Annotated in this window: 22 protein-coding genes; 4 read left to right on the top strand and 18 right to left on the bottom strand. The window is 58.7% G+C overall.

Annotated elements, in window-relative coordinates; genetic code table 11:
* Positions 1-2: 2 nt before the first annotated feature.
* From atpG to rpmH, 18 genes are all read right to left on the bottom strand, one after another.
* Positions 3-863, bottom strand: coding sequence for a F0F1 ATP synthase subunit gamma (atpG, locus tag ACUXVH_RS00700; protein WP_011064382.1), 861 nt, complete (start codon positions 861-863; stop codon positions 3-5).
* 50 nt (positions 864-913) lie between these two features.
* The gene (atpA, locus tag ACUXVH_RS00695; protein WP_011064383.1) at positions 914-2458 is read right to left on the bottom strand and encodes a F0F1 ATP synthase subunit alpha; all 1545 of its coding nucleotides are present in this window, start codon (positions 2456-2458) and stop codon (positions 914-916) included.
* A gap of 21 nt (positions 2459-2479) precedes the next feature.
* Entirely contained in the window at positions 2480-3016 is a 537-nt protein-coding gene (locus ACUXVH_RS00690; protein WP_011064384.1) for a F0F1 ATP synthase subunit delta, read from the bottom strand.
* 12 nt (positions 3017-3028) lie between these two features.
* Entirely contained in the window at positions 3029-3499 is a 471-nt protein-coding gene (locus ACUXVH_RS00685; protein ID WP_011064385.1) for a F0F1 ATP synthase subunit B, read from the bottom strand.
* A gap of 57 nt (positions 3500-3556) precedes the next feature.
* Positions 3557-3814: a F0F1 ATP synthase subunit C gene (atpE, locus tag ACUXVH_RS00680; protein ID WP_002555987.1), complete on the bottom strand. Its 258-nt coding sequence runs from the start codon at positions 3812-3814 to the stop codon at positions 3557-3559.
* Between the two features lie 132 nt (positions 3815-3946).
* On the bottom strand, positions 3947-4819 hold the full coding sequence (atpB, locus tag ACUXVH_RS00675) for a F0F1 ATP synthase subunit A (protein WP_011064386.1): 873 nt from the start codon (positions 4817-4819) through the stop codon (positions 3947-3949).
* Positions 4820-4835: 16 nt separating this feature from the next.
* The gene (locus tag ACUXVH_RS00670; protein WP_015637573.1) at positions 4836-5243 is read right to left on the bottom strand and encodes a F0F1 ATP synthase subunit I; all 408 of its coding nucleotides are present in this window, start codon (positions 5241-5243) and stop codon (positions 4836-4838) included.
* 148 nt (positions 5244-5391) lie between these two features.
* A complete protein-coding gene (locus ACUXVH_RS00665; protein ID WP_011064387.1) occupies positions 5392-6264 on the bottom strand; it encodes a ParB/RepB/Spo0J family partition protein in 873 nt (290 codons plus the stop codon).
* Positions 6265-6273: 9 nt separating this feature from the next.
* Complete coding sequence (locus tag ACUXVH_RS00660) at positions 6274-7071, bottom strand: ParA family protein (protein WP_011064388.1); 798 nt, start codon at positions 7069-7071, stop codon at positions 6274-6276.
* Positions 7072-7089: 18 nt separating this feature from the next.
* Complete coding sequence (gene rsmG, locus ACUXVH_RS00655; protein WP_015637574.1) at positions 7090-7725, bottom strand: 16S rRNA (guanine(527)-N(7))-methyltransferase RsmG; 636 nt, start codon at positions 7723-7725, stop codon at positions 7090-7092.
* 5 nt (positions 7726-7730) lie between these two features.
* The gene (gene mnmG, locus ACUXVH_RS00650; protein ID WP_011064390.1) at positions 7731-9623 is read right to left on the bottom strand and encodes a tRNA uridine-5-carboxymethylaminomethyl(34) synthesis enzyme MnmG; all 1893 of its coding nucleotides are present in this window, start codon (positions 9621-9623) and stop codon (positions 7731-7733) included.
* A gap of 548 nt (positions 9624-10171) precedes the next feature.
* On the bottom strand, positions 10172-10993 hold the full coding sequence (locus ACUXVH_RS00645; RefSeq protein ID WP_065364982.1) for a phytanoyl-CoA dioxygenase family protein: 822 nt from the start codon (positions 10991-10993) through the stop codon (positions 10172-10174).
* Positions 10994-10996: 3 nt separating this feature from the next.
* Complete coding sequence (locus ACUXVH_RS00640; protein ID WP_065364981.1) at positions 10997-12409, bottom strand: amino acid permease; 1413 nt, start codon at positions 12407-12409, stop codon at positions 10997-10999.
* A gap of 311 nt (positions 12410-12720) precedes the next feature.
* Positions 12721-14091: a tRNA uridine-5-carboxymethylaminomethyl(34) synthesis GTPase MnmE gene (gene mnmE / locus ACUXVH_RS00635; protein WP_065364980.1), complete on the bottom strand. Its 1371-nt coding sequence runs from the start codon at positions 14089-14091 to the stop codon at positions 12721-12723.
* A gap of 79 nt (positions 14092-14170) precedes the next feature.
* Positions 14171-15871: a membrane protein insertase YidC gene (gene yidC, locus ACUXVH_RS00630; RefSeq protein ID WP_011064394.1), complete on the bottom strand. Its 1701-nt coding sequence runs from the start codon at positions 15869-15871 to the stop codon at positions 14171-14173.
* A gap of 2 nt (positions 15872-15873) precedes the next feature.
* Complete coding sequence (yidD, locus tag ACUXVH_RS00625) at positions 15874-16119, bottom strand: membrane protein insertion efficiency factor YidD (protein ID WP_003213574.1); 246 nt, start codon at positions 16117-16119, stop codon at positions 15874-15876.
* Positions 16112-16513, bottom strand: a complete 402-nt coding sequence (gene rnpA, locus ACUXVH_RS00620; RefSeq protein ID WP_026020269.1) for a ribonuclease P protein component — start codon at positions 16511-16513, stop codon at positions 16112-16114. Before rnpA ends, yidD begins: the two co-directional genes overlap by 8 nt.
* Before the next feature lie 16 nt (positions 16514-16529).
* Positions 16530-16664 carry a 50S ribosomal protein L34 gene (gene rpmH / locus ACUXVH_RS00615; RefSeq protein ID WP_003213577.1) on the bottom strand — a complete coding sequence of 45 codons (135 nt, stop codon included), beginning with the start codon at positions 16662-16664 and terminating at the stop codon, positions 16530-16532.
* A gap of 566 nt (positions 16665-17230) precedes the next feature.
* Here rpmH and dnaA point away from each other — a divergent pair.
* The 4 genes from dnaA to gyrB are packed head-to-tail and all read left to right on the top strand — an operon-like array spanning position 17231 to position 23460.
* Complete coding sequence (gene dnaA / locus ACUXVH_RS00610; protein ID WP_011058391.1) at positions 17231-18772, top strand: chromosomal replication initiator protein DnaA; 1542 nt, start codon at positions 17231-17233, stop codon at positions 18770-18772.
* A gap of 38 nt (positions 18773-18810) precedes the next feature.
* A complete protein-coding gene (gene dnaN / locus ACUXVH_RS00605; RefSeq protein ID WP_011058392.1) occupies positions 18811-19914 on the top strand; it encodes a DNA polymerase III subunit beta in 1104 nt (367 codons plus the stop codon).
* Between the two features lie 20 nt (positions 19915-19934).
* Positions 19935-21038 carry a DNA replication/repair protein RecF gene (gene recF, locus ACUXVH_RS00600; RefSeq protein WP_011058393.1) on the top strand — a complete coding sequence of 368 codons (1104 nt, stop codon included), beginning with the start codon at positions 19935-19937 and terminating at the stop codon, positions 21036-21038.
* Positions 21039-21042: 4 nt separating this feature from the next.
* Positions 21043-23460 carry a DNA topoisomerase (ATP-hydrolyzing) subunit B gene (gene gyrB / locus ACUXVH_RS00595; RefSeq protein ID WP_011058394.1) on the top strand — a complete coding sequence of 806 codons (2418 nt, stop codon included), beginning with the start codon at positions 21043-21045 and terminating at the stop codon, positions 23458-23460.
* Positions 23461-23574 lie beyond the last annotated feature (114 nt).

Raw genomic sequence — 23574 nt, 5'->3', positions numbered from 1 at the left:
CGTTAAACCGCGGCAGCGCCGCCGACGATTTCCGAGATCTCTTGGGTGATCGCAGCCTGACGCGCCTTGTTGTAGATCAGCTGCAAATCGCTGATCAAATCACCGGCGTTGTCGGTAGCGTTCTTCATTGCGATCATCCGCGCCGCTTGTTCAGCTGCGTTGTTCTCGACCACCGCCTGGTAGACCTGCGACTCCACGTAACGGACCATCAAGCCGTCCAGCAGCTCCTTGGCATCCGGTTCGTAGAGGTAGTCCCAGTGGTGCTTGAGTTCTTGATCCGGGGTTGCCTCCAGTGGAATCAACTGCTCCACGGTCGGCTGCTGGGTCATGGTGTTGATGAACTTGTTGGATACCACGGACAGGCGGTCAATCCGGCCTTCCAGGTACGCATCCAGCATCACCTTGACGCTGCCGATCAGATCATTGATCGACGGCTCTTCACCCAGATGGCTGATAGCTGCAACGACGTTACCGCCGAAGTTGCGGAAGAAGGCCGCACCCTTGCTACCGACCACACACAGATCGATCTCGACGCCTTGTTCGCGGTTTACCGCCATGTCCTTGACCAGGGCCTTGAACAGGTTGGTGTTCAAGCCACCACACAGACCACGGTCACTGCTCACCACAACGTAACCGACGCGCTTGATAGCACGGTCGATCATGAACGGGTGACGATATTCCGGGTTGGCGTTGGCCAAATGACCAATAACCTGGCGGATGCGCTCCGCATAAGGACGGCTAGCAGCCATGCGCATTTGTGCCTTGCGCATTTTGCTGACCGCCACTTTTTCCATGGCGCTGGTAATTTTTTGCGTGCTTTTGATGCTCGCAATCTTACTGCGAATCTCTTTTGCGCCTGCCATGTAACACCTATCAGGTTAGCAAGCGGGAGCCTTGCGGCTCCCGCTGCGGCTTACCAGGTTTGGGTGGCTTTGAACTTCTCGATACCGGCTTTCAGGCCAGCGTCGATTTCGTCATTGAAGTCACCCTTCACGTTGATCTTCGCCATCAGGTCGGCGTGATCGCGGTTGAAGTAAGCAATCATGGCCTGTTCGAAGCTACCAACTTTGGCAATCTCGACGTCCGTCAGGAAGCCACGTTCAGCGGCATACAGGGACAAGGACATGTCGGCGATGGACATCGGCGCATATTGCTTCTGCTTCATCAGCTCGGTAACGCGCTGACCATGCTCAAGTTGCTTACGGGTCGCTTCGTCCAGGTCAGAAGCGAACTGGGCGAATGCCGCCAGTTCACGGTACTGAGCCAGAGCGGTACGGATACCACCGGACAGCTTCTTGATGATCTTGGTCTGAGCGGCACCACCCACACGGGATACCGAAACACCGGCGTTCACAGCAGGACGGATCCCGGAGTTGAACATGGCCGATTCCAGGAAGATCTGACCGTCGGTGATGGAGATCACGTTGGTCGGAACGAACGCGGAAACGTCGCCAGCCTGGGTTTCGATGATCGGCAGAGCGGTCAGGGAACCGGTCTTGCCAGTCACTGCGCCGTTGGTGAACTTCTCTACGTACTCTTCGGAAACGCGGGATGCGCGCTCCAGCAGACGGGAGTGGAGATAGAACACGTCACCTGGGTAGGCTTCACGGCCTGGTGGACGGCGCAGCAGCAGGGAAATCTGGCGGTAGGCCACTGCTTGCTTGGACAGATCGTCATAAACGATCAGCGCGTCTTCACCGCGGTCACGGAAGTATTCGCCCATGGTGCAACCGGAGTACGGAGCCAGGAACTGCAGTGCTGCAGATTCCGAAGCGCTCGCTGCAACGATGATGGTGTTAGCCAGTGCACCGTTTTCTTCGAGCTTGCGAACCACGTTGGCGATGGTCGATTGCTTCTGACCGATAGCCACGTAGACGCAGAAAATGCCGCTGTCTTTCTGGTTGATGATCGCGTCGATCGCCAGAGCGGTCTTACCGATCTGACGGTCACCGATGATCAGCTCACGCTGGCCACGGCCGACTGGGATCATGGCATCGACAGCCTTGTAGCCAGTCTGTACAGGCTGGTCTACCGACTTACGCCAGATCACGCCTGGAGCAACTTTCTCGACCGCGTCGGTCTCGGTGTTGTTCAGCGGACCTTTGCCGTCAACTGGGTTACCCAGTGCGTCGACTACGCGACCCAGCAGTTCCTTACCAACCGGAACCTCCAGGATGCGGCCAGTGCACTTGGCGCTCATGCCTTCAGCCAGACTGGTGTACGCGCCCAATACAACGGCACCTACGGAGTCTTGCTCCAGGTTGAGGGCCATACCGTAGACGCCGCCCGGAAACTCGATCATCTCGCCGTACATAACGTCGGCCAGACCGTGAATCCGCACGATGCCGTCAGATACGCTGACGACAGTGCCTTCGTTACGGGCTTGGGAGGTCACATCGAGCTTTTCGATGCGGCCCTTGATAATTTCACTTATTTCGGAAGGATTGAGTTGCTGCATTGCTCTGCTGCCCCTTCAAACTCAAGATTTCAATGCTTCGGCAAGGTTCGCGAGTTTGCCGCGAATCGAGCCATCGATAACCAGGTCGCCGGCGCGGATTACGACGCCACCAATAAGGCTGGCATCCTCCGCAGCGTGCAGTCGCACTTCCCGGCCGAGCCGTGCACTGAGAACCTTGGCGAGTTTGTCTTGCTGTTCTTGGTTCAATGCGAACGCACTGGTCACATCCACATCCACCGATTTCTCTTGCTCGGCCTTGTACAGGTCGAACAGAGCGGAGATCTCCGGCAACAGCAGGAGACGGTCGTTTTCGGCGGCAACGTGAATGAAATTCTGTGCCTGTGCATCAAACTTGTCGCCACACACTTCGATAAAAGTGCTGGCCTTTTCTGCGCTCGTCAGTCGCGGGGCCTTAAGCACGCGCTGCATGGTGTCATCTTGTGACACCGCTGCAGCCAGGCCGAGCATGGCTGACCAAGAGGCCAGCTGCTGGTGGGCCTGAGCGTGCTCGAAGGCCGCCTTAGCGTAAGGTCGGGCCAACGTGGTCAGTTCTGCCATGATCGCCCTCGCTTAAATTTCAGCAGCCAGTTTGTTAACCAGCTCTGCGTGCGCGTTTTGATCGATTGTGGCACCCAGGATCTTCTCTGCGCCGTTGACTGCCAGGCTGCCCAGTTGGGCGCGCAGCGCGTCTTTGACGCCGTTCAGTTCCTGTTCGATCTCGGCCTGAGCCTGAGCCTTCACACGTTCAGCTTCGACACGAGCCTGTTCACGGGCTTCGTCGACGATCTGAGAACCGCGCTTCTTGGCTTGCTCAATGATTTCAGCTGCCTGAGCTTTAGCTTCGCGCAGTTGCTGACCCGCTTTATCTTGGGCCAGTTCCAGGTCACGAGCTGCTCGGCTGGCAGCGTCCAGTCCATCCGCGATCTTCTTTTGACGTTCGTGCAGAGCTGCAATGACCGGAGGCCAAATGAACTTCATGCAGAACAATACAAAAATTAAGAACGCAACGGACTGGCCAATCAGGGTTGCATTAATGTTCACGCCAACACCTCGCTCGTTCGTTGTCCGTCACACCAATCAACTCGAAGAATCGAGTGATTAGCCAGCGAGTTGACCAACGAAGGGGTTTGCGAAGGTGAAGAACAGAGCGATACCAACACCGATCATGGTTACGGCGTCGAGCAGACCGGCAACGATGAACATTTTAACTTGCAGCATTGGAACCATTTCTGGCTGACGCGCTGCGCCTTCCAGGAACTTGCCGCCCAGCAGGCCGAAACCAATTGCGGTACCCAGTGCGCCCAGGCCGATCAACAGTGCAACAGCGATAGCGGTTAGACCAACTACAGTTTCCATCTTTCCTCCCGACTTTTACGTCGTATGGTTTAGGTTTTTTAGATTAAAGCGGTAAAACAAATCGTTTCATTGACCCGAGACGGGCCCCCTCTCGCCGCAACGAGAGGGACATCAGACTAGTCGAGACTGGTCTTAATGGTTCTCTTCGTGCGCCATCGACAGGTAGACGATGGTCAGCATCATGAAGATAAAGGCCTGCAGGGTGATGATCAGGATGTGGAACACAGCCCACGCCCATTGCAGAACCACACCCATGCCGCTGAGCCACAGCAGGCCGCTGCCGAACATCACAGCGATCAGGATGAACACCAGTTCGCCGGCATACATGTTGCCGAACAGACGCAGTGCCAACGAGATCGGCTTGGCAACCAGGGTCACGAATTCAAGCAGGAAGTTCACCGGAATCAGCAGCGCCTGAACCAGGATGTTCTTGCTGCCGAACGGGTGCAGGGTCAGTTCGCCGATGAAGCCGCCGATGCCCTTGACCTTGATGCTGTAGAAAATGATCAGCGCAAACACCGACAGGGCCATGCCCAGGGTGGCGTTCGGGTCAGTGGTGGATACGGCACGGAACGGAATGTGCTGGTCGCCGGAGATCAACATGGCCAGTTGTGGAATCCAGTCCACCGGTACCAGGTCGATGGCGTTCATCAGGAACACCCAGACGAAAATGGTCAGTGCCAACGGTGCGATCACCGGGCTGCGGCCGTGGAAACTGTCCTTCACGCTGCCATCGACGAAGCCAACCATGACTTCAACGAAGTTCTGCAAAGCGCCCGGCACGCCGGAAGTCGCCTTCTTGGCCGCCATGCGGAACAGAAGAATGAAGATCACACCCAGTGCGACAGACCAGCCGAGGGTATCGACGTGGAATGCCCAGAAGCCCATTTCCTTGGCTTCTGCTGCGGAGTGGGCAAAGCCCCAGCTCCCATTGGGTAGCTGACCGAAGGTCAGGTTCTGCAAGTGGTGCTGGATATAGCCCGAAGCGGTTGTTTCTGCTGACATGGTTGCCTCAAACGCCCTAAGGTCTCGAAAGTCTTGTTCTCATTAGCAGGGGAGCGAACCAGCTGACCAGTTGGGTCAGCACGAAGACGCCGAATACAGCCAGCGGCGCCAATGGCTTCACACCTGCAAACGTCAGTGCAAACAGCACCGCCGTCAAAATCAGTTTGCCCGCCTCACCGGCATAAAAAGACCGGACGATGGCTTGGGCCGCTCGGGCGCCGGAAAACCGAAATGCCCTGTGAGCGAAATACACATTGGGTAGCAAGGCTATCAGTCCTCCGCAAAGGCCTGAGTATCCGGCTACGACTCCACGCCATTGCCAGAGCGCCAGAGCGGCTATCAGTAAAATGATCAACTGAGCCAGTAAAACCGGAAAAACCGCCAAGCGATGAAACGGCAAGCGGTTTGGCGTGCGGGTTTCCATCGCTCTTGCTCCTCAAGGGTCGGCTGCCAGAATTCATTAACTTGGCATAATTTGTGCCGACAAAATGCGCGCAGAGTATAGGGGCGGTTCAGCCCCTATTCAACTGCCGGGTAGTGATTTCCGACTGCGCGCTACATAAGGAAATGTTTCAGCGGATGTGAGCGAGGACGCCTTGCAGCTCATCCAGGGAGTTGTAGCCGATCACCAGCTGACCTTTACCCTTCTTGCCGTGGCGAATCTGCACCGCAGAGCCCAGGCGCTCGGCCAGACGCTGCTCGAGACGGGCGATATCCGGGTCTGGCTTGACCGGTTCAGCAGGTTCCTGTTTGCCGCTCAGCCACTGGCGAACCAGGGCCTCGGTCTGGCGCACGGTGAGGCCTCGTGCGACAACGTGTCGCGCCCCTTCAACCTGTTGATTTTCCGGCAATCCGAGCAATGCACGGGCATGACCCATTTCCAGGTCGCCGTGGGACAGCATGGTCTTGATCACCTCAGGCAAGGCGATCAGGCGCAGCAGGTTGGCCACGCTGACGCGGGACTTGCCCACGGCTTCGGCGACCTGTTGCTGAGTCAGCTGGAATTCCTGCTGCAGGCGCTGCAGGGCCACCGCCTCCTCGATGGGGTTGAGATCTTCACGCTGGATGTTCTCGATCAGAGCCATGGCGATAGCGGTTTCATCCGGCACATCGCGGACCATCGCCGGGATGGTTTCCTGGCCAGCCTGCTGGCTGGCCCGCCAGCGGCGCTCGCCGGCAATGATCTCGAAACGACCACCACCGATGGGCCGGACCACGATCGGCTGCATCACGCCCTGGCTCTTGATCGAATTCGCCAGTTCTTCCAGCGCTTGCGGGTCCATGTCCCGACGCGGCTGGTACTTGCCGCGCTGGATCAGGTCCAGGGGCAGGTGTTGCAGCTCACGCTGGTCGGCCTGCACCGCTTGTTCTTCCAGTGCGCTGACAGTCGGACCACTCAACAGTGCATCCAGTCCACGTCCGAGACCTCTTTTCTTGACGGCCATGGGGATTCCTTAAGTTGGCTGGGCGGCTGCGACGCGCGATTGTTTACGTTGCCGGCGAACCATCTCGCCCGCCAGGGCCAGGTAGGCCAGCGCGCCACGGGATTGTTTGTCGTACGCCAACGCCGGCATACCGTAGCTCGGCGCTTCGGCCAAACGGATGTTGCGCGGAATCACGGTGTCATACAGCTGATCGCCGAAGTGTTCCTTGAGCTGCGCGGAAACATCGTTCATCAGGCTCAGGCGCGGGTCGAACATGGTGCGCAGCAAGCCTTCGATCTTCAGCTCCGGGTTGAGCAGTTCGGCGATGCGCTTGATGTTATCCACAAGGTCGCTCAAACCTTCCAGCGCGTAGTACTCGCACTGCATGGGGATAATGACCCCATCGGCGGCGACCAGGGCGTTGAGGGTGAGCATCGACAGCGACGGCGGGCAGTCGATCAGGATGTAGTCGTAGTTTTCGCGGATTGGCGCCAGGGCGCTGCGCAGACGGCTTTCCTTCATCTGCATTTCCAGCAGCACCACCTCCGCGGCCGTCAGGTCGCGGTTGGCCGGCAGCAACTGGTAACCGCCGTGCTCGGAGAAATGCATCGCCTGGGCCAGGTCGCACTCACCGATCAGCAGGTCATAGACCGAGTTTTCCAAACCGTGTTTATCCACACCGCTACCCATGGTGGCGTTGCCCTGTGGATCAAGATCGATCAACAGCACCCGGCGCTTGGTCGCTACCAGGGATGCTGCGAGGTTGATGCAGGTGGTGGTCTTACCCACGCCACCTTTCTGGTTCGCTATCGCGAATACCTTAGCCATTCTTGCTTGTGTTCCCAATCATGCCGTGCGGCGCAGTATCAGCAGATGGCGTTGGCCTTGGCAACCGGGTACGGCCAAGGCGTGTTCGCTATCGAGGTGGAAGTCTGCCGGCAATGCTAACAGCTCATCCGAGGGATGGACGCCCTTCATTGCCAGCCAGCGTGTATCGCGGTCGCCCAGGTGGCGGGTCCAGCTGGTGAAGTTCTCCATGCTGCTGAACGCCCGGGAAATGATCCCGTTGAAAGGCTGCTCAGGAGTAAAGGCTTCGACCCGACTGTGGATAACTTGCAGGTTTTCGAGCTTGAGTTCGAGTTTGACCTGAGTCAGGAAGCGGGTTTTCTTGCCGTTGCTGTCCAGACAGGTGACTTGCGACTCGGGAAACAGGATCGCCAGCGGGATGCCGGGCATGCCGCCACCGCTGCCGACGTCCAGCCAGCGGCCGTTTTCGATGAACGACATCACGCTCAGGCTATCGAGCAGATGGCGGGAGACCATTTCATCGGGATCGCGCACCGCAGTGAGGTTGTAGGCCTTGTTCCACTTGATCAACAGGGCCAGGTAACCCAGCAGCAATTGGTGCTGGGTCGGGCTCAGCTCGACGCCGAGCTGGCGAGCGCCTGTGGATAACTCATCCGCGTGTTGTGGGGTGACCATAGAACTCAAGCGCTTTGCTCCAACTGACGGCCCGCGCCGCGTTTTTTCAAGTGAATCATCAACAGGGAGATCGCTGCCGGGGTTACACCGGGAATCCGCGAGGCCTGGCCCAGGGTTTCCGGGCGGGTCGCGCCGAGCTTGCTCTGGATTTCCTTCGACAGGCCGGAAATACCGCTGTAATCGATATCCACAGGCAATTTGGTGTCTTCACTGGCGCGCAGGCGAGCAATTTCGTCCTGCTGGCGATCGATGTAGCCGGCGTACTTGGTCTTGATCTCGACCTGTTCGGCGACCTGTGGATCTTCAGCGCCCTGCCCGGTCACTTCGACCAGACCAGCGTAGTCGATTTCCGGACGGCTCAGCAGGTTCAGCAGGTTGTATTCGTGGGTCAGCGGCGTACCGAATTTTTGTGCAATGGCATCACCCTGCTCGGTACCCGGACGAACCCAGGTGGACTTCAAACGTTGTTCTTCCTGGGCAATGCCTTCGCGTTTCTTGCAGAAAGCGGCCCAGCGCACGTCATCCACCAGCCCCAGTTCGCGACCTTTTTCGGTCAGACGCAGGTCGGCGTTGTCTTCACGCAGGATCAAGCGGTATTCCGCGCGGGACGTGAACATCCGGTACGGTTCCTGGGTGCCGAGGGTAATCAGGTCATCCACCAGTACGCCGATATAGGCCTCGTCGCGACGCGGGCACCAGCTGTCCTTGCCCTGAGCACGCAGCGCCGCGTTGGCCCCGGCCAGCAAACCTTGGGCACCGGCTTCTTCATAGCCGGTGGTGCCATTGATCTGGCCTGCGAAGAACAGGCCACCGATGACTTTGGTTTCCAGGCTGTACTTCAAGTCCCGCGGGTCGAAGTAGTCGTACTCGATGGCATAGCCCGGGCGCACGATATGGGCGTTTTCCATGCCGCGAATCGACTGCACGATCTGCAGTTGCACGTCGAATGGCAGGGAGGTGGATATCCCGTTCGGGTACAGCTCGTGGGTAGTCAGGCCTTCGGGCTCGATGAAGACCTGGTGGCTTTCCTTGTCGGCAAAGCGATGGATCTTGTCTTCGATCGACGGGCAGTAACGCGGGCCAATACCTTCGATCACCCCGGAGTACATCGGCGAACGGTCGAGGTTCGAAGCAATGATTTCGTGGGTGCGGGCGTTGGTGTGGGTAATCCAGCAACTGACTTGCGGTGGATGCTGCTCTTTCGACCCCAGGAACGACATCACGGGAATCGGGGTATCGCCGGGTTGCTCGGTCATTACCGAGAAATCCACAGAACGGCCATCAATACGCGGCGGTGTGCCGGTTTTCAGGCGGCCGACACGCAGAGGCAGTTCCCGAAGTCTTTGCGCCAGGGCAATCGAGGGCGGATCACCAGCACGACCGCCGGAGTAGTTCTGCATACCGATGTGGATAAGTCCGCCGAGGAAGGTACCGGTGGTCAACACCACGGATTCGGCGAAGAAACGCAGGCCCATCTGGGTCACAACACCACGGACCTGATCCTGTTCAACGATCAGGTCGTCAGCCGCCTGTTGAAATATCCACAGGTTGGGCTGGTTTTCCAGAATCTCGCGAACAGCTGCCTTATACAGAATGCGGTCGGCCTGGGCGCGGGTAGCGCGCACGGCTGGGCCTTTGCGGCTGTTCAACACGCGAAACTGGATGCCGCCCTTATCTGTAGCCATGGCCATCGCGCCGCCCAGGGCATCGATTTCCTTGACCAGGTGGCTCTTGCCAATGCCGCCGATCGCGGGATTGCAGCTCATGGCACCGAGGGTTTCCACGTTATGCGTCAGCAACAGGGTTTTTGCCCCCATGCGTGCTGATGCAAGTGCTGCCTCGGTACCGGCATGACCGCCGCCGATGACGATCACTTCAAAACGGGAAGGGAAATCCACCACGCACCTCGTGCCTGCTTCAAGTAGGAGTAATTAGGAGTAATTGTCGGGTTGGCTTTTGGACCAAGGCGGCAAGTATAGGGACTTCGACCTTTCTAAAGAACCCTTTGCACAAAATTTAACCAGCTGTGGATGACTGGCAGACAATAGAAATTAAAAGAGAGAGATTTATTAAAACCTTGTTTTTATGTTTATTCTTATACAGCACCCTATCTGTGGATAGATCGCTGTATCCCTTTATTTACAATGTGTACAGAGATTTTAAAGTCTGTGGTTAGGTGGCAATGAGGCCCTTGGATAACCGGTTTAAGCCTGTGGATGAATGGGGTTGTTATCCACAGGGGCGGTTTTTCTCAGTTTTGGAGCCCGGTTATCAACTGAGCTGAAGGGCAGTTATTCACAGGGCTTAATCCACAGAAAAACCTGCTTTCCACTGATAGACGCCCACAGCTACCCCCCCCTTCGCCCAGGGCAAAGAACGAAAATGGAAGCTGGATAACGCGAAAAGACAGGCCGCGAGCGCGACCTGCCGGTGGATAAATGCCCGTTCAGGCCAGGTCGCGAGGCCACAAACGTGGAAACAGCTCATGTTCCAGAGCGGCGCCGGCGGCCAACTGTTCGACCAGGCCGGGGAATTCCGGTGAGGTTCGCCATGGTCTCGGGGCATGGCGCATGTCTTCTCCGAGAAAACGCAGGGAAAATGCCCGCCGTCGTCTATTTCCGCCTACACCGCCGGCCCCATGCAGGGTCAGCATGTGGAAAAACACTGCGTCGCCGGGCTGCAGTTCCCAGCCCAGAATGTTCCATGCTGAACGATCGGCCTCGATGTCCGGAAGATCAGCCAGGCTGCCCTCGGGGAACCACCTGGCCTGGTTGGCGAGAAAGGTTCGCGGCATCAGCCAGGGCCCCAGGTGCGAGCCGGCAATGAACTCCAGGGTCGATTCCCGGGCCACCGGGTCCACCGGCATCCACATGCTGCAGTTCTGACGGCCTTCGACGTTGTAGTACGGCTGGTCCTGGTGCCAGGGCGTGCGTTGCCGGGTATTGGGTTCCTTGACCAGCAGGTGGTCGTGATACAGGCGAGCCTGATCGCTGCCCATCAGTTGCGCAGCCACATGGCCAACCCGGCTCTGGAAGATGAACTGCCGATAGGCCGGGTTCTCTTGCCAGTTGCAGAAGTCCTCGAAGAACCAGCCAGGGTCGTCCGGACGGCTGGCGACCTTGGCCCGTTCGCTGGGAAACGCCAGGTTGTGCTCGATCCCCTGCTCCAGCAGGCCGACTTCATCGCTGCTGAACAGTTGGCGAATGCACACAGCGCCATCGCGCTGAAAGGCTTCAATGGTTGTAGGCGGCAACTCGAACGATCCCATGGGTTATCCCTTTTCCTGAGTTCCGATACCGGGCTCGGCGGCGGCCGAGCCGGTGGTATCCGGTTTGATCCATATCCAATAGGCCAGCGACAGCAGCGCCAACCAGCCCAGCCCCACATACAGAGCCAGGCGCGTATCGGCAAATGCGCCCAGCACACCGAAGATGAACAACATGAAAACCACGGCACAGGCCTGACCCGCAGTGCCCAGGGGCACCGGGAACTTCAGTTCGTGGATTTCCCTGGCACTCATGCCACGACGCATGGCCATTTGTGACAGCAGGATCATCAGCCAGACCCAGACCACGGAAAATGTCACCAGCGAGGCAAAGATCAGGAACAGTTCCTGCGGGATCCAGTAGTTGAGCAGCACCCCCAGCAGCAATGCCACCGACATGACCAACACCGTCATCCAGGGCACGCCGAACCGGGAGGTCCTGGCGAACACTGCCGGCGCCTGCCCGATCGCCGCCATGCCATACATCATTCGCCCGGCACTGAAGATATCGCTGTTGATGGCCGAGACCACGGCGGAAATCACTACGATATTCAGCACCGTGGCCGCCGAACTGATCCCCAGGCTGCTGAAGATCTGCACGAACGGGCTGCCATGGCTACCGATGCTCGACCAGGGCGCCAGGGTCAACAGAATCAGCAAGGTCAGTACGTAGAAGATCAGGATCCGCAGCGGTACCGAGTTGATGGCCTTGGGGATCATGCGCTGCGGGTCCTTGGCCTCGCCGGCGGTGATGCCGATGACTTCGATTCCACCAAAGGCGAACATGACGATGGTGAAGGAGGCGATCATGCCCTCCACGCCGTTAGGGAAAAAGCCGCCGTATTCCCAGAGATTGGCCAGCCCTCCCCGGCTTTGTTCCTCCCCAAGCTGGATGCCGAAGAACAGCAGGGTAAAGCCGCCGACGATCATGGCCACAATGGCGCCAACCTTGAGCAGCGACAGCCAGAACTCCAGCTCGCCGAACACCTTTACGCTGCACAGGTTCAAGGCGCCAATGCCCAGGACAATGCTCAGCACCCAGATCCAGCGGGGAGTATCGGGAAACCACAGGCCCATGTAGACGCCGAATGCGGTGACGTCAGCCAGGCACACCATGAGCATGGAAAAGGCGTAGCTCCAACCGGTGAGAAACCCCGCAAAACGTCCCAGATAACTGCTGGCGTAATGTCCGAAAGAGCCTGAAACAGGGGTCCTGACTGCCATCTCTCCCAGGGCGCGCATGGTCAGGTAGATGGCTGCGCCGCCAATCAGATAGGCCAGCAGGACCGAAGGCCCCGCCCGTTGAATGGCGGCCGCCGAACCGTAGAACAAGCCTGTGCCGATGGCAGAGCCCAGGGCGATGAAGCGGATGTGCCGGGTGCTCAGGCCACGCTGTAGAACAGTGCCCGCGTCAGCCATTTCAGCTCCTTGAATGCAGGTTCATGAAGACCAGCCGGCTTCCAACCGTCGGCCCAGGCGACGCATGCCGGGGAATTTCCCGAGATGTATAAACCTGTACAAAAAATGGATGCAAATAGGGAACCAAGTCGGCGTTTATGCGAACTTCTGCGATATGACGGTTATTGGCTGATTAACCGGGGGATAAAGCAGTTATTTTCAGGCGGGCGCTGTTACTCAATGTCGCAGCGGGCTTGGATGGGGGATAAAGGTAACGCCCGCAGACGGTATCCCAGAGGGAGTTGTCCACAGGCGCTTGCTCGGAAGGATGATTACTTGCCGATGCAGAAGCTGGAGAAGATCCGCCCCAGCAGGTCATCGGAACTGAAGGCCCCGGTGATTTCCCCCAGCGATTGCTGGGCCTGGCGCAAGTCCTCGGCCAGCAGTTCGCCGGCACCTGCCAGGGTCAACTGTGCCCGGCCATGTTCCAGGGCGGCACTGGCGTAGCGCAATGCCTCCAAGTGCCGGCGGCGCGCACTGAAGCTGCTTTCGGATGTCTGTTCATAGCCCATGCAGGCTTTCAGGTGATCCCGCAGCAGTTCCAGCCCCCTACCCGCGGCCATGGCACTGAGGCTGATGGTGACATGGCCATCGTCACAGGTTTCCAGGGCAATGGGTTCACCGGTCAGATCGGCCTTGTTGCGAATCAGCGTGACCTTGGCCGGGTCTGGCCGCTGTTCGAGAAACTCCGGCCACAAGGCAAAGGGGTCCGCTGCTTCCGCCGCGGTGGCGTCCACCACCAGCAACACCCGGTCGGCCTCGCTGATGGCCTTGAGGGCCCGTTCGACACCGATCTTTTCCACCTGGTCCTCCGTGTCCCGCAGCCCTGCGGTGTCCACCACGTGCAACGGCATGCCGTCGATGTGGATATGTTCGCGCAGGATGTCCCGGGTGGTGCCGGCGATATCGGTGACGATGGCAGCCTCGCGCCCGGCCAGGGCGTTGAGCAGGCTGGATTTGCCGGCATTTGGGCGCCCGGCGATCACCACGGTCATGCCATCGCGCAGCAAGGCGCCCTGTCCGGCTTCACGCAGTACTGTGGATAACTCGTCACGCACTGCATCGAGCATGCTCAGCACATGGCCATCGGCAAGGAAGTCGATTTCTTCCTCGGGAAAATCGATCGCCGCTTCGACATAGATCCGCAGGGCGATCAGTTGCTCGGTCAAGTTATGCACACGTTGGGAGAACGCCCCTTGCAGCGAACGCAGGGCATTGCGCGCAGCCTGTGCCGAACTGGCCTCGATCAGGTCGGCAATGGCTTCGGCCTGGGCCAGGTCCAGTTTGTCGTTGAGGAACGCACGCTCGCTGAATTCTCCCGGCCGAGCCAGGCGGCAGCCCAGCTCCAGGCAGCGCTGCAGGAGCATGTCGAGAACAATCGGGCCGCCGTGGCCCTGCAGTTCCAGCACGTCTTCGCCGGTGAAGGAGTTCGGCCCGGGGAAATACAGGGCAATGCCCTCATCCAGGACTTCTTCTTGCTCACTGAGAAACGGCCCGTAATGGGCAAACCGCGGCTTCAGCTCACGGCCGCTGATGGATTTGGCTGCCGCGCCCGCCAGGGGCCCGGAAATCCGTACGATACCCACGCCGCCGCGGCCCTGGGCGGTAGCAATGGCAGCGATGGTTTCACGAGGGACATTCATAACCCGACATCCAGACAAAAGTGACAGATAGCAAAACGCCCCACTAGGGGGCGTCTTGTGTGGTTATCCACAGCGTAGGTCAGGCAGCTGCTTTCTTGGTAGCCGCTTCGATCTTACGAGTGATGTACCACTGTTGAGCGATCGACAGGCAGTTGTTCACTACCCAGTACAGCACCAGACCCGCCGGGAACCACAGGAAGAAGAAGGTGAAGATGATCGGCATCATTTTCATCACCTTGGCCTGCATCGGATCCGGAGGCGTCGGGTTCAGCTGCTGCTGGATGAACATGGTGGCGCCCATGATGATCGGCAGGATGAAGAACGGATCCTTGATCGACAGGTCGGTAATCCACAGCATGAACGGTGCCTGGCGCATTTCCACGCTTTCCAGGAGTACCCAGTACAGGGACAGGAAGACCGGCATCTGCACCAGGATCGGCAAGCAGCCGCCCAGCGGATTGATCTTCTCTTTCTTGTACAGCTCCATCATCGCCTGGGACATTTTCTGACGATCGTCGCCGAATTTTTCCTTCAGCGCGGCCAGTTTCGGAGCCACTGCACGCATGCGTGCCATGGACTTGTAGCTGGCAGCCGACAGTGGGAAGAAGATCCCCTTGATCAGCATGGTCAGGAAGATGATCGACCAGCCCCAGTTACCCACCAGGCTGTGGATATGTTGCAGCAGCCAGAAGATCGGCTGGGCAATGAACCACAGGAACCCGTAGTCCACGGTCAGTTCCAGTCCTGGGGACAACTCTTTCAGCACGGCCTGGCTTTTCGGGCCGGCGTACAGAATGGCGCTGGTTTCAGCCTTGGCACCCGGAGCAACGGTCATCGAAGGGCCGGTGTAGCCGATGATGTAGTTGCCTTTGCTGTCTTTACGCGCCAGAACCTGGTTGTTCTCGCCTTTTGGCGGAATCCAGGCGGTCACGAAGTAGTGCTGCAGCCAGGCAACCCAACCACCCTGAACATTTTCAGTGATGGGTGCCTTGGATTTGTCCTCGTTCACCTTGTCCATGTCTTTCATGGACACCTTTTTGTACGGCTCGGAACTTGTCCACAGGGCGGCGCCCAAGTAAGTCGCGGTGCCGGTGGCGGTGCTGGAGGATGGATCGGAACTGGCGTCGCGCTTGAGCTGGGCGAACATCGCACCGGTCCAGGGCTGCGCGCTTTCGTTGTCGATCAGGTAGGAAACGGTGATGTCATACAGGCCACGCTTCAGGGTGAAGCGCTTGATGTAGTTGACGCCGTCCTTGCTGAACTTCAGGTCGACCACCAATTGGTCCTGACCGTCAGCCAGTTGATAACTTTTCTTCTCGGCCGAGTAGATCGGGCGACCGGCCGGGCTTGCGTCCGGGCCGTTGCTGCCAATCAGGCCACTTTGTGCCAGATAAGTCCGCTCGTTGCCGTTATCGAACAGCTGGAACGGGATTTCCGGGTGGTCCTGACGACGTGGATACAGTGGCAAACGCAGTTGCGCGATATCCCCACCTTGTGGATCGACAGCCAGGTCGAGCACATCCGTTTTGATCTGAATGAGATCTTTGCTTGCCGCTACAGGCGCTTCAGCGGGTGCGGTGGTGTCGCTTGCCGCGCGCGGAATGTCGTCGTTGGCAGCGGAAGTGCCTGTTGGCGCATCCGGCAAGCCCGGGGCGGTCGTGCTGGAAGCAACATTCTGAGTCGGCAGGGCAGCTTGGCCATAATCCTGGTTCCATTTAAGAACCATGACATAGGACACGATTGCCAGGGCGACGATCAGGATCGTGCGTTTGATATCCATGATTACTCGGCCATCGAAGAAGAACGGGAGGTAGGGATAGGTGGAACCGGGTCATAACCACCGGGATTCCACGGATGACAGCGACCTAAACGACGAAAGGTCAGCCAGCCACCGCGCAGAAGGCCATGATTTTCGATGGCTTCCAACGCGTAGCAGGAACAACTGGGGTAGAAACGACAGTGATTGGCCATCAGAGGACTAATGGCATAGCGGTAAAACTGGATCGGAACGAGTGCCAGTTTACGCATCGGGACTGTCTACCCCTACAGTTTCGGAGTTGGCTGCTGGTACCGGCTTGTTGCGTGCCAGGCGTTTCCAGAGTTTGCCGAAATGCTGAATCAATTCGGGGTTTTCTACATCGCCCAAACCTTTGCGCGCGACGATAACGATATCCCATCCGACCAGTGAGTCCTGGTGGAGACGAAACGATTCGCGCATCAGACGCTTGAGGCGATTGCGCTCAACGGAGAGTTTTACGCTCTTTTTCCCGATCACGAGCCCCAGACGGGGATGATCAAGATCGTTGTTGCGCGCAAGGAGCAGGAGATTTTTCCCCGGAACCTTGCCGGTAGGGGAGTCAAAGACCGCCTTGAAGTGCCGGGGAGTAAGCAGACGCTTTTCCCGACTGAAGTCCTGACTCACCTCCAGTGCCGGATTATCAAACTGCCAGACGCGCACGACCTTTGGCGCGACGACGCGACAGGACGGCACGACCGTTCTTGGTAGCCATGCGAGCACGGAAACCGTGGGTACGAGCGCGTTTGATAGTGCTTGGTTGGAAAGTACGTTTCATGTCGTGTTACCTGGTTCGTCCACAACGGGCCGGAATGGCCCCCGTTTTAAGAGATCGGCGATTCTAGAGAAAGCAAGCCTCTAGGTCAATTTCCAACCAGCTTTTCCTTTATCTATGTATGTCCGGGTACGGGGTTGTGAGCCAGGGTCGGCTAGATATAAAAATAAAGAAGGAAAGTATTTAAAGCTTTTCTGTAAAGCTTATAAAGACTAGGGACGTCCTCATCTGTGGATAACTGACTCAAGCCCTTCTAGTCCGTACTGTACAGAGAATGACAACACGGTTGAGAAACGGTGTCCTGCCTGTGCTGCGCCATCGGAAAACCTGTGTGTGGAACGGTTGGTTATCCACAGGCGAGTTACCCACAGAGTTTCGCCCCGAGTTGTGCAATGGCCTCAAGTGGGGTTATCCACAGAGCTTATGCACATACCGCTGGTCGTGTTTATTCGGGGTAAGGCGTTGATTCTTAGTGTCCTGAGGACACGCTACATGTGGATAAGTGGGCGGCTGATCGCTACAATGGCCGCTTGTTTTTGCCTCACCGGCTTTCAACTTAGGGGATATCCGTGTCAGTGGAACTTTGGCAGCAGTGCGTGGAGCTTCTGCGTGATGAGCTGCCTGCCCAGCAATTCAACACTTGGATCCGTCCGCTACAGGTCGAAGCCGAAGGCGACGAGTTGCGTGTATACGCACCGAATCGTTTTGTTCTCGATTGGGTCAATGAAAAGTACCTGGGGCGTGTGCTCGAGCTGCTGGATGAACACGGCAACGGCATGGCACCGGTTCTTTCCTTATTAATAGGCAGCAAACGCAGTTCGGCGCCTCGCGCCGCACCTAACGCGCCACTGGCCGCTGCCGCTTCGCAAGCCCTGCAAGCCGCAGCAGCCAATGCTGCCCCGGCTGCTGCTCCCGCGCCCGCTCCGGCACCCACTTCTGCCCCGGCCAAGAAAGCCGCCGCGCAGAAGGCTGCCGAAGTCAGCGAAGAACCCTCTCGTGACAGCTTCGACCCGATGGCGGGCGCCAGCTCGCAGCAGGCACCGGTACGCGCCGAACAGCGTACTGTCCAGGTAGAAGGCGCGCTCAAGCACACCAGCTACCTGAACCGCACTTTCACCTTTGAGAATTTCGTCGAGGGTAAATCCAACCAGCTGGCCCGCGCGGCGGCCTGGCAGGTGGCGGACAACCCCAAGCATGGCTACAACCCGCTGTTCCTTTATGGCGGCGTCGGCCTGGGTAAGACCCACTTGATGCACGCTGTGGGTAACCACCTATTAAAGAAGAACCCGAATGCCAAGGTCGTGTACCTGCATTCCGAGCGCTTCGTGGCGGACATGGTCAAGGCGTTGCAGCTCAACGCCATCAACGAATTCAAGCGTTTCTACCGTTCGGTCGATGCGCTGCTGATCGATGACATTCAATTCTTCGCCCGCAAGGAACGTTCCCAGGAAGAGTTCTTCCACACCTTCAACGCCCTCCTCGAAGGCGGCCAGCAGGTGATTCTCACCAGCGACCGCTACCCGAAGGAGATCGAAGGCCTGGAAGAGCGCCTCAAGTCGCGCTTCGGCTGGGGCCTGACGGTGGCCGTCGAACCGCCTGAGCTGGAAACCCGGGTGGCGATCCTGATGAAGAAGGCCGACCAGGCCAAGGTCGAGCTGCCTCATGATGCAGCGTTCTTCATTGCCCAGCGCATTCGCTCCAACGTCCGTGAACTGGAAGGTGCCCTGAAACGGGTCATCGCCCACTCGCACTTCATGGGCCGCGATATCACCATCGAGCTGATTCGCGAATCCTTGAAGGACCTGCTGGCGCTGCAGGACAAGCTGGTGTCTGTGGATAACATCCAGCGCACCGTCGCCGAGTACTACAAGATCAAGATTTCCGATCTGCTGTCCAAGCGGCGTTCCCGTTCGGTGGCCCGCCCGCGTCAGGTGGCCATGGCCCTGTCCAAGGAACTGACCAACCACAGCCTGCCGGAAATCGGCGATGTGTTCGGCGGTCGCGACCACACCACGGTTCTGCACGCCTGCCGCAAGATCAATGAACTTAAGGAATCCGACGCGGACATCCGCGAGGACTACAAGAACCTGCTGCGTACTCTGACCACTTGATGACTCCAACGCAGCTTATTAAGGCAAGGGACTAGACCATGCATTTCACCATTCAACGCGAAGCCCTGTTGAAACCCCTGCAACTGGTCGCCGGCGTCGTCGAACGCCGCCAGACCTTGCCGGTGCTTTCCAACGTGCTGCTGGTTGTCGAAGGCCAGCAACTGTCGCTGACCGGTACCGACCTGGAAGTCGAGCTGGTCGGTCGTGTGCAACTTGAAGAGCCAGCCGAGCCGGGGGAAATCACCGTTCCCGCGCGCAAGCTGATGGACATCTGCAAGAGCCTGCCCAACGATGCCCTGATCGACATCAAGGTCGACGAGCAGAAGCTGGTGGTGAAGGCCGGGCGTAGCCGCTTCACCCTGTCGACCCTGCCGGCCAACGACTTCCCGACTGTGGAAGAAGGCCCGGGCTCGTTGACCTGCCAGCTGGAGCAGAGCCGACTGCGCCGCCTGATCGAACGCACCAGCTTCGCCATGGCCCAGCAGGATGTGCGCTACTACCTCAATGGCATGCTGCTGGAAGTGTCCGCCGGGATCATCCGCGCCGTGGCCACCGACGGTCACCGTCTGGCCATGTGCTCGATGCAGGCGGACATCGGCCAGCCGGATCGCCACCAGGTGATCGTGCCGCGCAAAGGCATCCTGGAACTGGCGCGCCTGCTCACCGAGCCCGATGGCAACGTCAGCATTGTCCTGGGCCAGCACCACATTCGTGCCACCACCGGCGAATTCACCTTCACCTCCAAGCTGGTGGACGGCAAGTTCCCGGACTACGAGCGCGTGCTGCCCAAAGGCGGTGACAAGCTGGTACTGGGTGATCGCCAGGCGCTGCGCGAAGCCTTCAGCCGTACCGCGATCCTGTCCAACGAGAAGTACCGCGGCATCCGTCTGCAACTGGCCAATGGTCAGCTGAAGATCCAGGCCAACAACCCGGAGCAGGAAGAAGCGGAAGAAGAAGTGGGCGTGGAATACAACGGCGGTTCCCTGGAAATCGGCTTCAACGTCAGCTACCTGCTGGACGTGCTGGGCGTGATGACCACCGAACAGGTTCGCCTGATCCTGTCCGATTCCAACAGCAGTGCGCTGGTGCAGGAATCCGACAACGACGACTCGGCTTACGTTGTCATGCCGATGCGCCTGTAATCATGCTCAGCAGAAGCTAGATGTCCCTCAGTCGCGTCTCGGTCACCGCGGTGCGCAATCTGCACCCGGTGACCTTCTCCCCCTCCCCCCGCATCAACCTTCTCTACGGCGCCAACGGCAGTGGCAAGACCAGTGTGCTGGAAGCCATCCACCTGCTGGGGCTTGCCCGCTCGTTCCGCAGTGCCCGCCTGTTGCCGGTGATCCAGTACGAGCAGCTGGCTTGCACGGTGTTCGGCCAGGTGGAGTTGGCCCAGGGCGGCCATAGCAGCCTGGGGATATCCCGTGATCGCCAGGGGGAATTCCAGATCCGCATCGACGGTCAGAATGCCCGCAGCGCGGCGCAGTTAGCCGAGATCCTGCCGCTGCAGTTGATCAACCCGGACAGCTTCCGCCTGCTGGAGGGCGCACCGAAGATCCGTCGGCAGTTCCTGGATTGGGGAGTGTTCCATGTGGAACCACGCTTCATGTCCACCTGGCAGCGCTTGCAGAAGGCCCTGCGGCAGCGGAACTCATGGCTGCGGCATGGTACACTTGACGCCGCTTCGCAAGCGGCCTGGGACCGGGAACTATGTCAGGCCAGCGCTGAAATCGATGAATACCGCCGCGCTTATATCAAAGCCTTGAAACCAGTCTTTGAGCGGACCTTGGGCGAACTGTTGCAGCTCGAGGGCCTGACGCTTAGCTATTACCGTGGTTGGGACAAGGACCGGGAGCTCAGTGAAGTGCTCGCGACCGCCCTCCACCGTGACCAGCAAATGGGTCATACCCAGGCCGGCCCACAACGTGCTGATTTGCGTCTGCGCTTAGGCGGACACAACGCCGCGGACATCTTGTCCCGTGGCCAGCAGAAGTTGGTGGTCTGTGCCTTGCGCATTGCCCAGGGGCACCTGGTGAGCCAGGCCCGCCGCGGTCAGTGTATTTATCTGGTGGATGACTTGCCGTCCGAGCTGGACGAGCAGCATCGCCGCGCACTTTGTCGCTTGTTGGAAGACTTACGCTGCCAGGTGTTTATCACCTGTGTAGACCACGAATTATTGAGGGAAGGCTGGCAGACGGAAACGCCAGTCGCTTTGTTCCACGTGGAACAAGGCCGTATCACCCAGACCCACGACCATCGGGAGTGAAGGCATGAGCGAAGAAAATACGTACGACTCGACCAGCATCAAGGTGCTGAAAGGTTTGGATGCCGTACGCAAACGTCCCGGTATGTACATTGGCGACACCGATGACGGCAGCGGTCTGCACCACATGGTGTTCGAGGTGGTCGATAACTCCATCGACGAAGCGCTGGCCGGCCATTGCGACGACATCAGCATCATCATCCACCCGGATGAATCCATCACCGTGCGCGACAACGGTCGCGGTATCCCGGTAGATGTGCATAAAGAAGAAGGCGTTTCGGCGGCAGAGGTCATCATGACCGTGCTCCACGCCGGCGGTAAGTTCGACGACAACTCCTACAAGGTCTCCGGCGGTCTGCACGGCGTAGGTGTGTCGGTAGTGAACGCCCTGTCCGAAGAACTGATCCTCACTGTGCGCCGTAGCGGCAAGATCTGGGAACAGACCTATGTCCACGGTGTTCCGCAAGAGCGGATGAAGATCGTTGGTGACAGCGAAACCACCGGTACCCAGATCCACTTCAAGCCTTCGGCTGAAACCTTCAAGAACATCCACTTCAGCTGGGACGTCCTGGCCAAGCGGATCCGTGAACTGTCCTTCCTCAACTCCGGTGTCGGCATCGTCCTCAAGGACGAGCGCAGCGGCAAGGAAGAGCTGTTCAAGTACGAAGGCGGCCTGCGTGCATTCGTTGAATACCTGAACACCAACAAGACTGCGGTCAACCAGGTGTTCCACTTCAACATCCAGCGTGAAGACGGTATCGGCGTGGAAATCGCCTTGCAGTGGAACGACAGCTTCAACGAGAACCTGTTGTGCTTCACCAACAACATTCCTCAGCGCGACGGCGGTACCCACCTGGTGGGCTTCCGTTCGGCCCTGACCCGTAACCTGAACAACTACATCGAGCAGGAAGGCCTGGCCAAGAAACACAAGGTCGCCACCACTGGTGACGACGCTCGTGAAGGCCTGACCGCGATCATCTCGGTGAAGGTGCCGGATCCGAAGTTCAGCTCCCAGACCAAGGACAAGCTGGTTTCTTCCGAAGTGAAGACCGCGGTCGAACAGGAGATGGGCAAGTACTTCTCCGACTTCCTGCTGGAAAACCCCAACGAAGCCAAGTTGGTGGTGGGCAAGATGATCGACGCTGCCCGCGCTCGTGAAGCGGCGCGTAAAGCCCGTGAAATGACCCGTCGCAAAGGCGCGCTGGATATCGCCGGTCTGCCGGGCAAACTGGCGGACTGCCAGGAAAAGGACCCGGCCCTGTCCGAACTCTACCTGGTGGAGGGTGACTCTGCTGGCGGTTCCGCCAAGCAGGGCCGCAACCGCAAGACCCAGGCGATCCTGCCGCTCAAGGGCAAGATCCTCAACGTCGAGAAGGCACGCTTCGACAAGATGATCTCGTCGCAAGAGGTGGGCACCCTGATCACCGCGCTGGGCTGCGGCATCGGCCGCGAAGAGTACAACATCGACAAGCTGCGTTATCACAACATCATCATCATGACCGATGCTGACGTCGACGGTTCGCACATCCGTACCCTGCTGCTGACCTTCTTCTTCCGTCAGTTGCCGGAGCTGATCGAGCGCGGCTACATCTACATCGCCCAGCCGCCGCTGTACAAGGTCAAGAAAGGCAAGCAAGAGCAATACATCAAAGACGACGACGCCATGGAAGACTACATGACCCAGTCGGCTCTGGAAGATGCCAGCCTGCACTTGAACGAAGAAGCCCCGGGGATCTCCGGCGAGGCGCTGGAGCGCCTGGTCAACGACTTCCGCATGGTGATGAAGACCCTCAAGCGCCTGTCGCGCCTGTACCCGCAGGAGCTGACCGAGCACTTCATCTACCTGCCGGCCGTGACCATGGAGCAACTGTCCGACCACGCCGCCATGCAGGATTGGCTGGCCAAGTACGACGCCCGCCTGCGCACTTCCGAGAAGTCCGGCCTGGTCTACAAGGCCAGCCTGCGCGAAGACCGTGAACGCAATGTGTGGCTGCCAGAGGTCGAGCTGATCTCCCACGGCCTGTCCAACTACGTCACCTTCAACCGCGACTTCTTCGGCAGCAACGACTACAAGACCGTCGTCTCCCTCGGCGCTCAACTGAGCACCCTGCTGGACGAAGGCGCGTATGTTCAGCGCGGCGAACGCAAGAAAGCCGTCACCGAGTTCAAGGAGGCCCTGGACTGGCTGATGGCGGAAAGCACCAAGCGCCACACCATCCAGCGATACAAAGGTCTGGGCGAGATGAACCCTGACCAGCTGTGGGAAACCACCATGGACCCAAGCATGCGCCGCATGCTCAAGGTGACCATCGAAGACGCCATCGGCGCCGACCAGATCTTCAACACACTGATGGGGGATGCGGTCGAGCCTCGTCGCGACTTCATCGAAAGCAACGCCCTGGCGGTGTCCAACCTGGACTTCTGATCCGCAGCGGCACCTAAAAAGCCAACGCCTAGCGTTGGCTTTTTTTTGCGCGGACATCATGGCGTTGTCAGTGGATCATGTAGCTGTTCTGCTCAACAGGAAGGCAAGGAGCCT

The sequence above is a fragment of the Pseudomonas sp. 8(2025) genome (assembly GCF_052665325.1).
The sequence above is the reverse complement of the archived record's forward strand: the minus strand, read 5'-3'. Positions and strand labels throughout refer to the sequence as shown.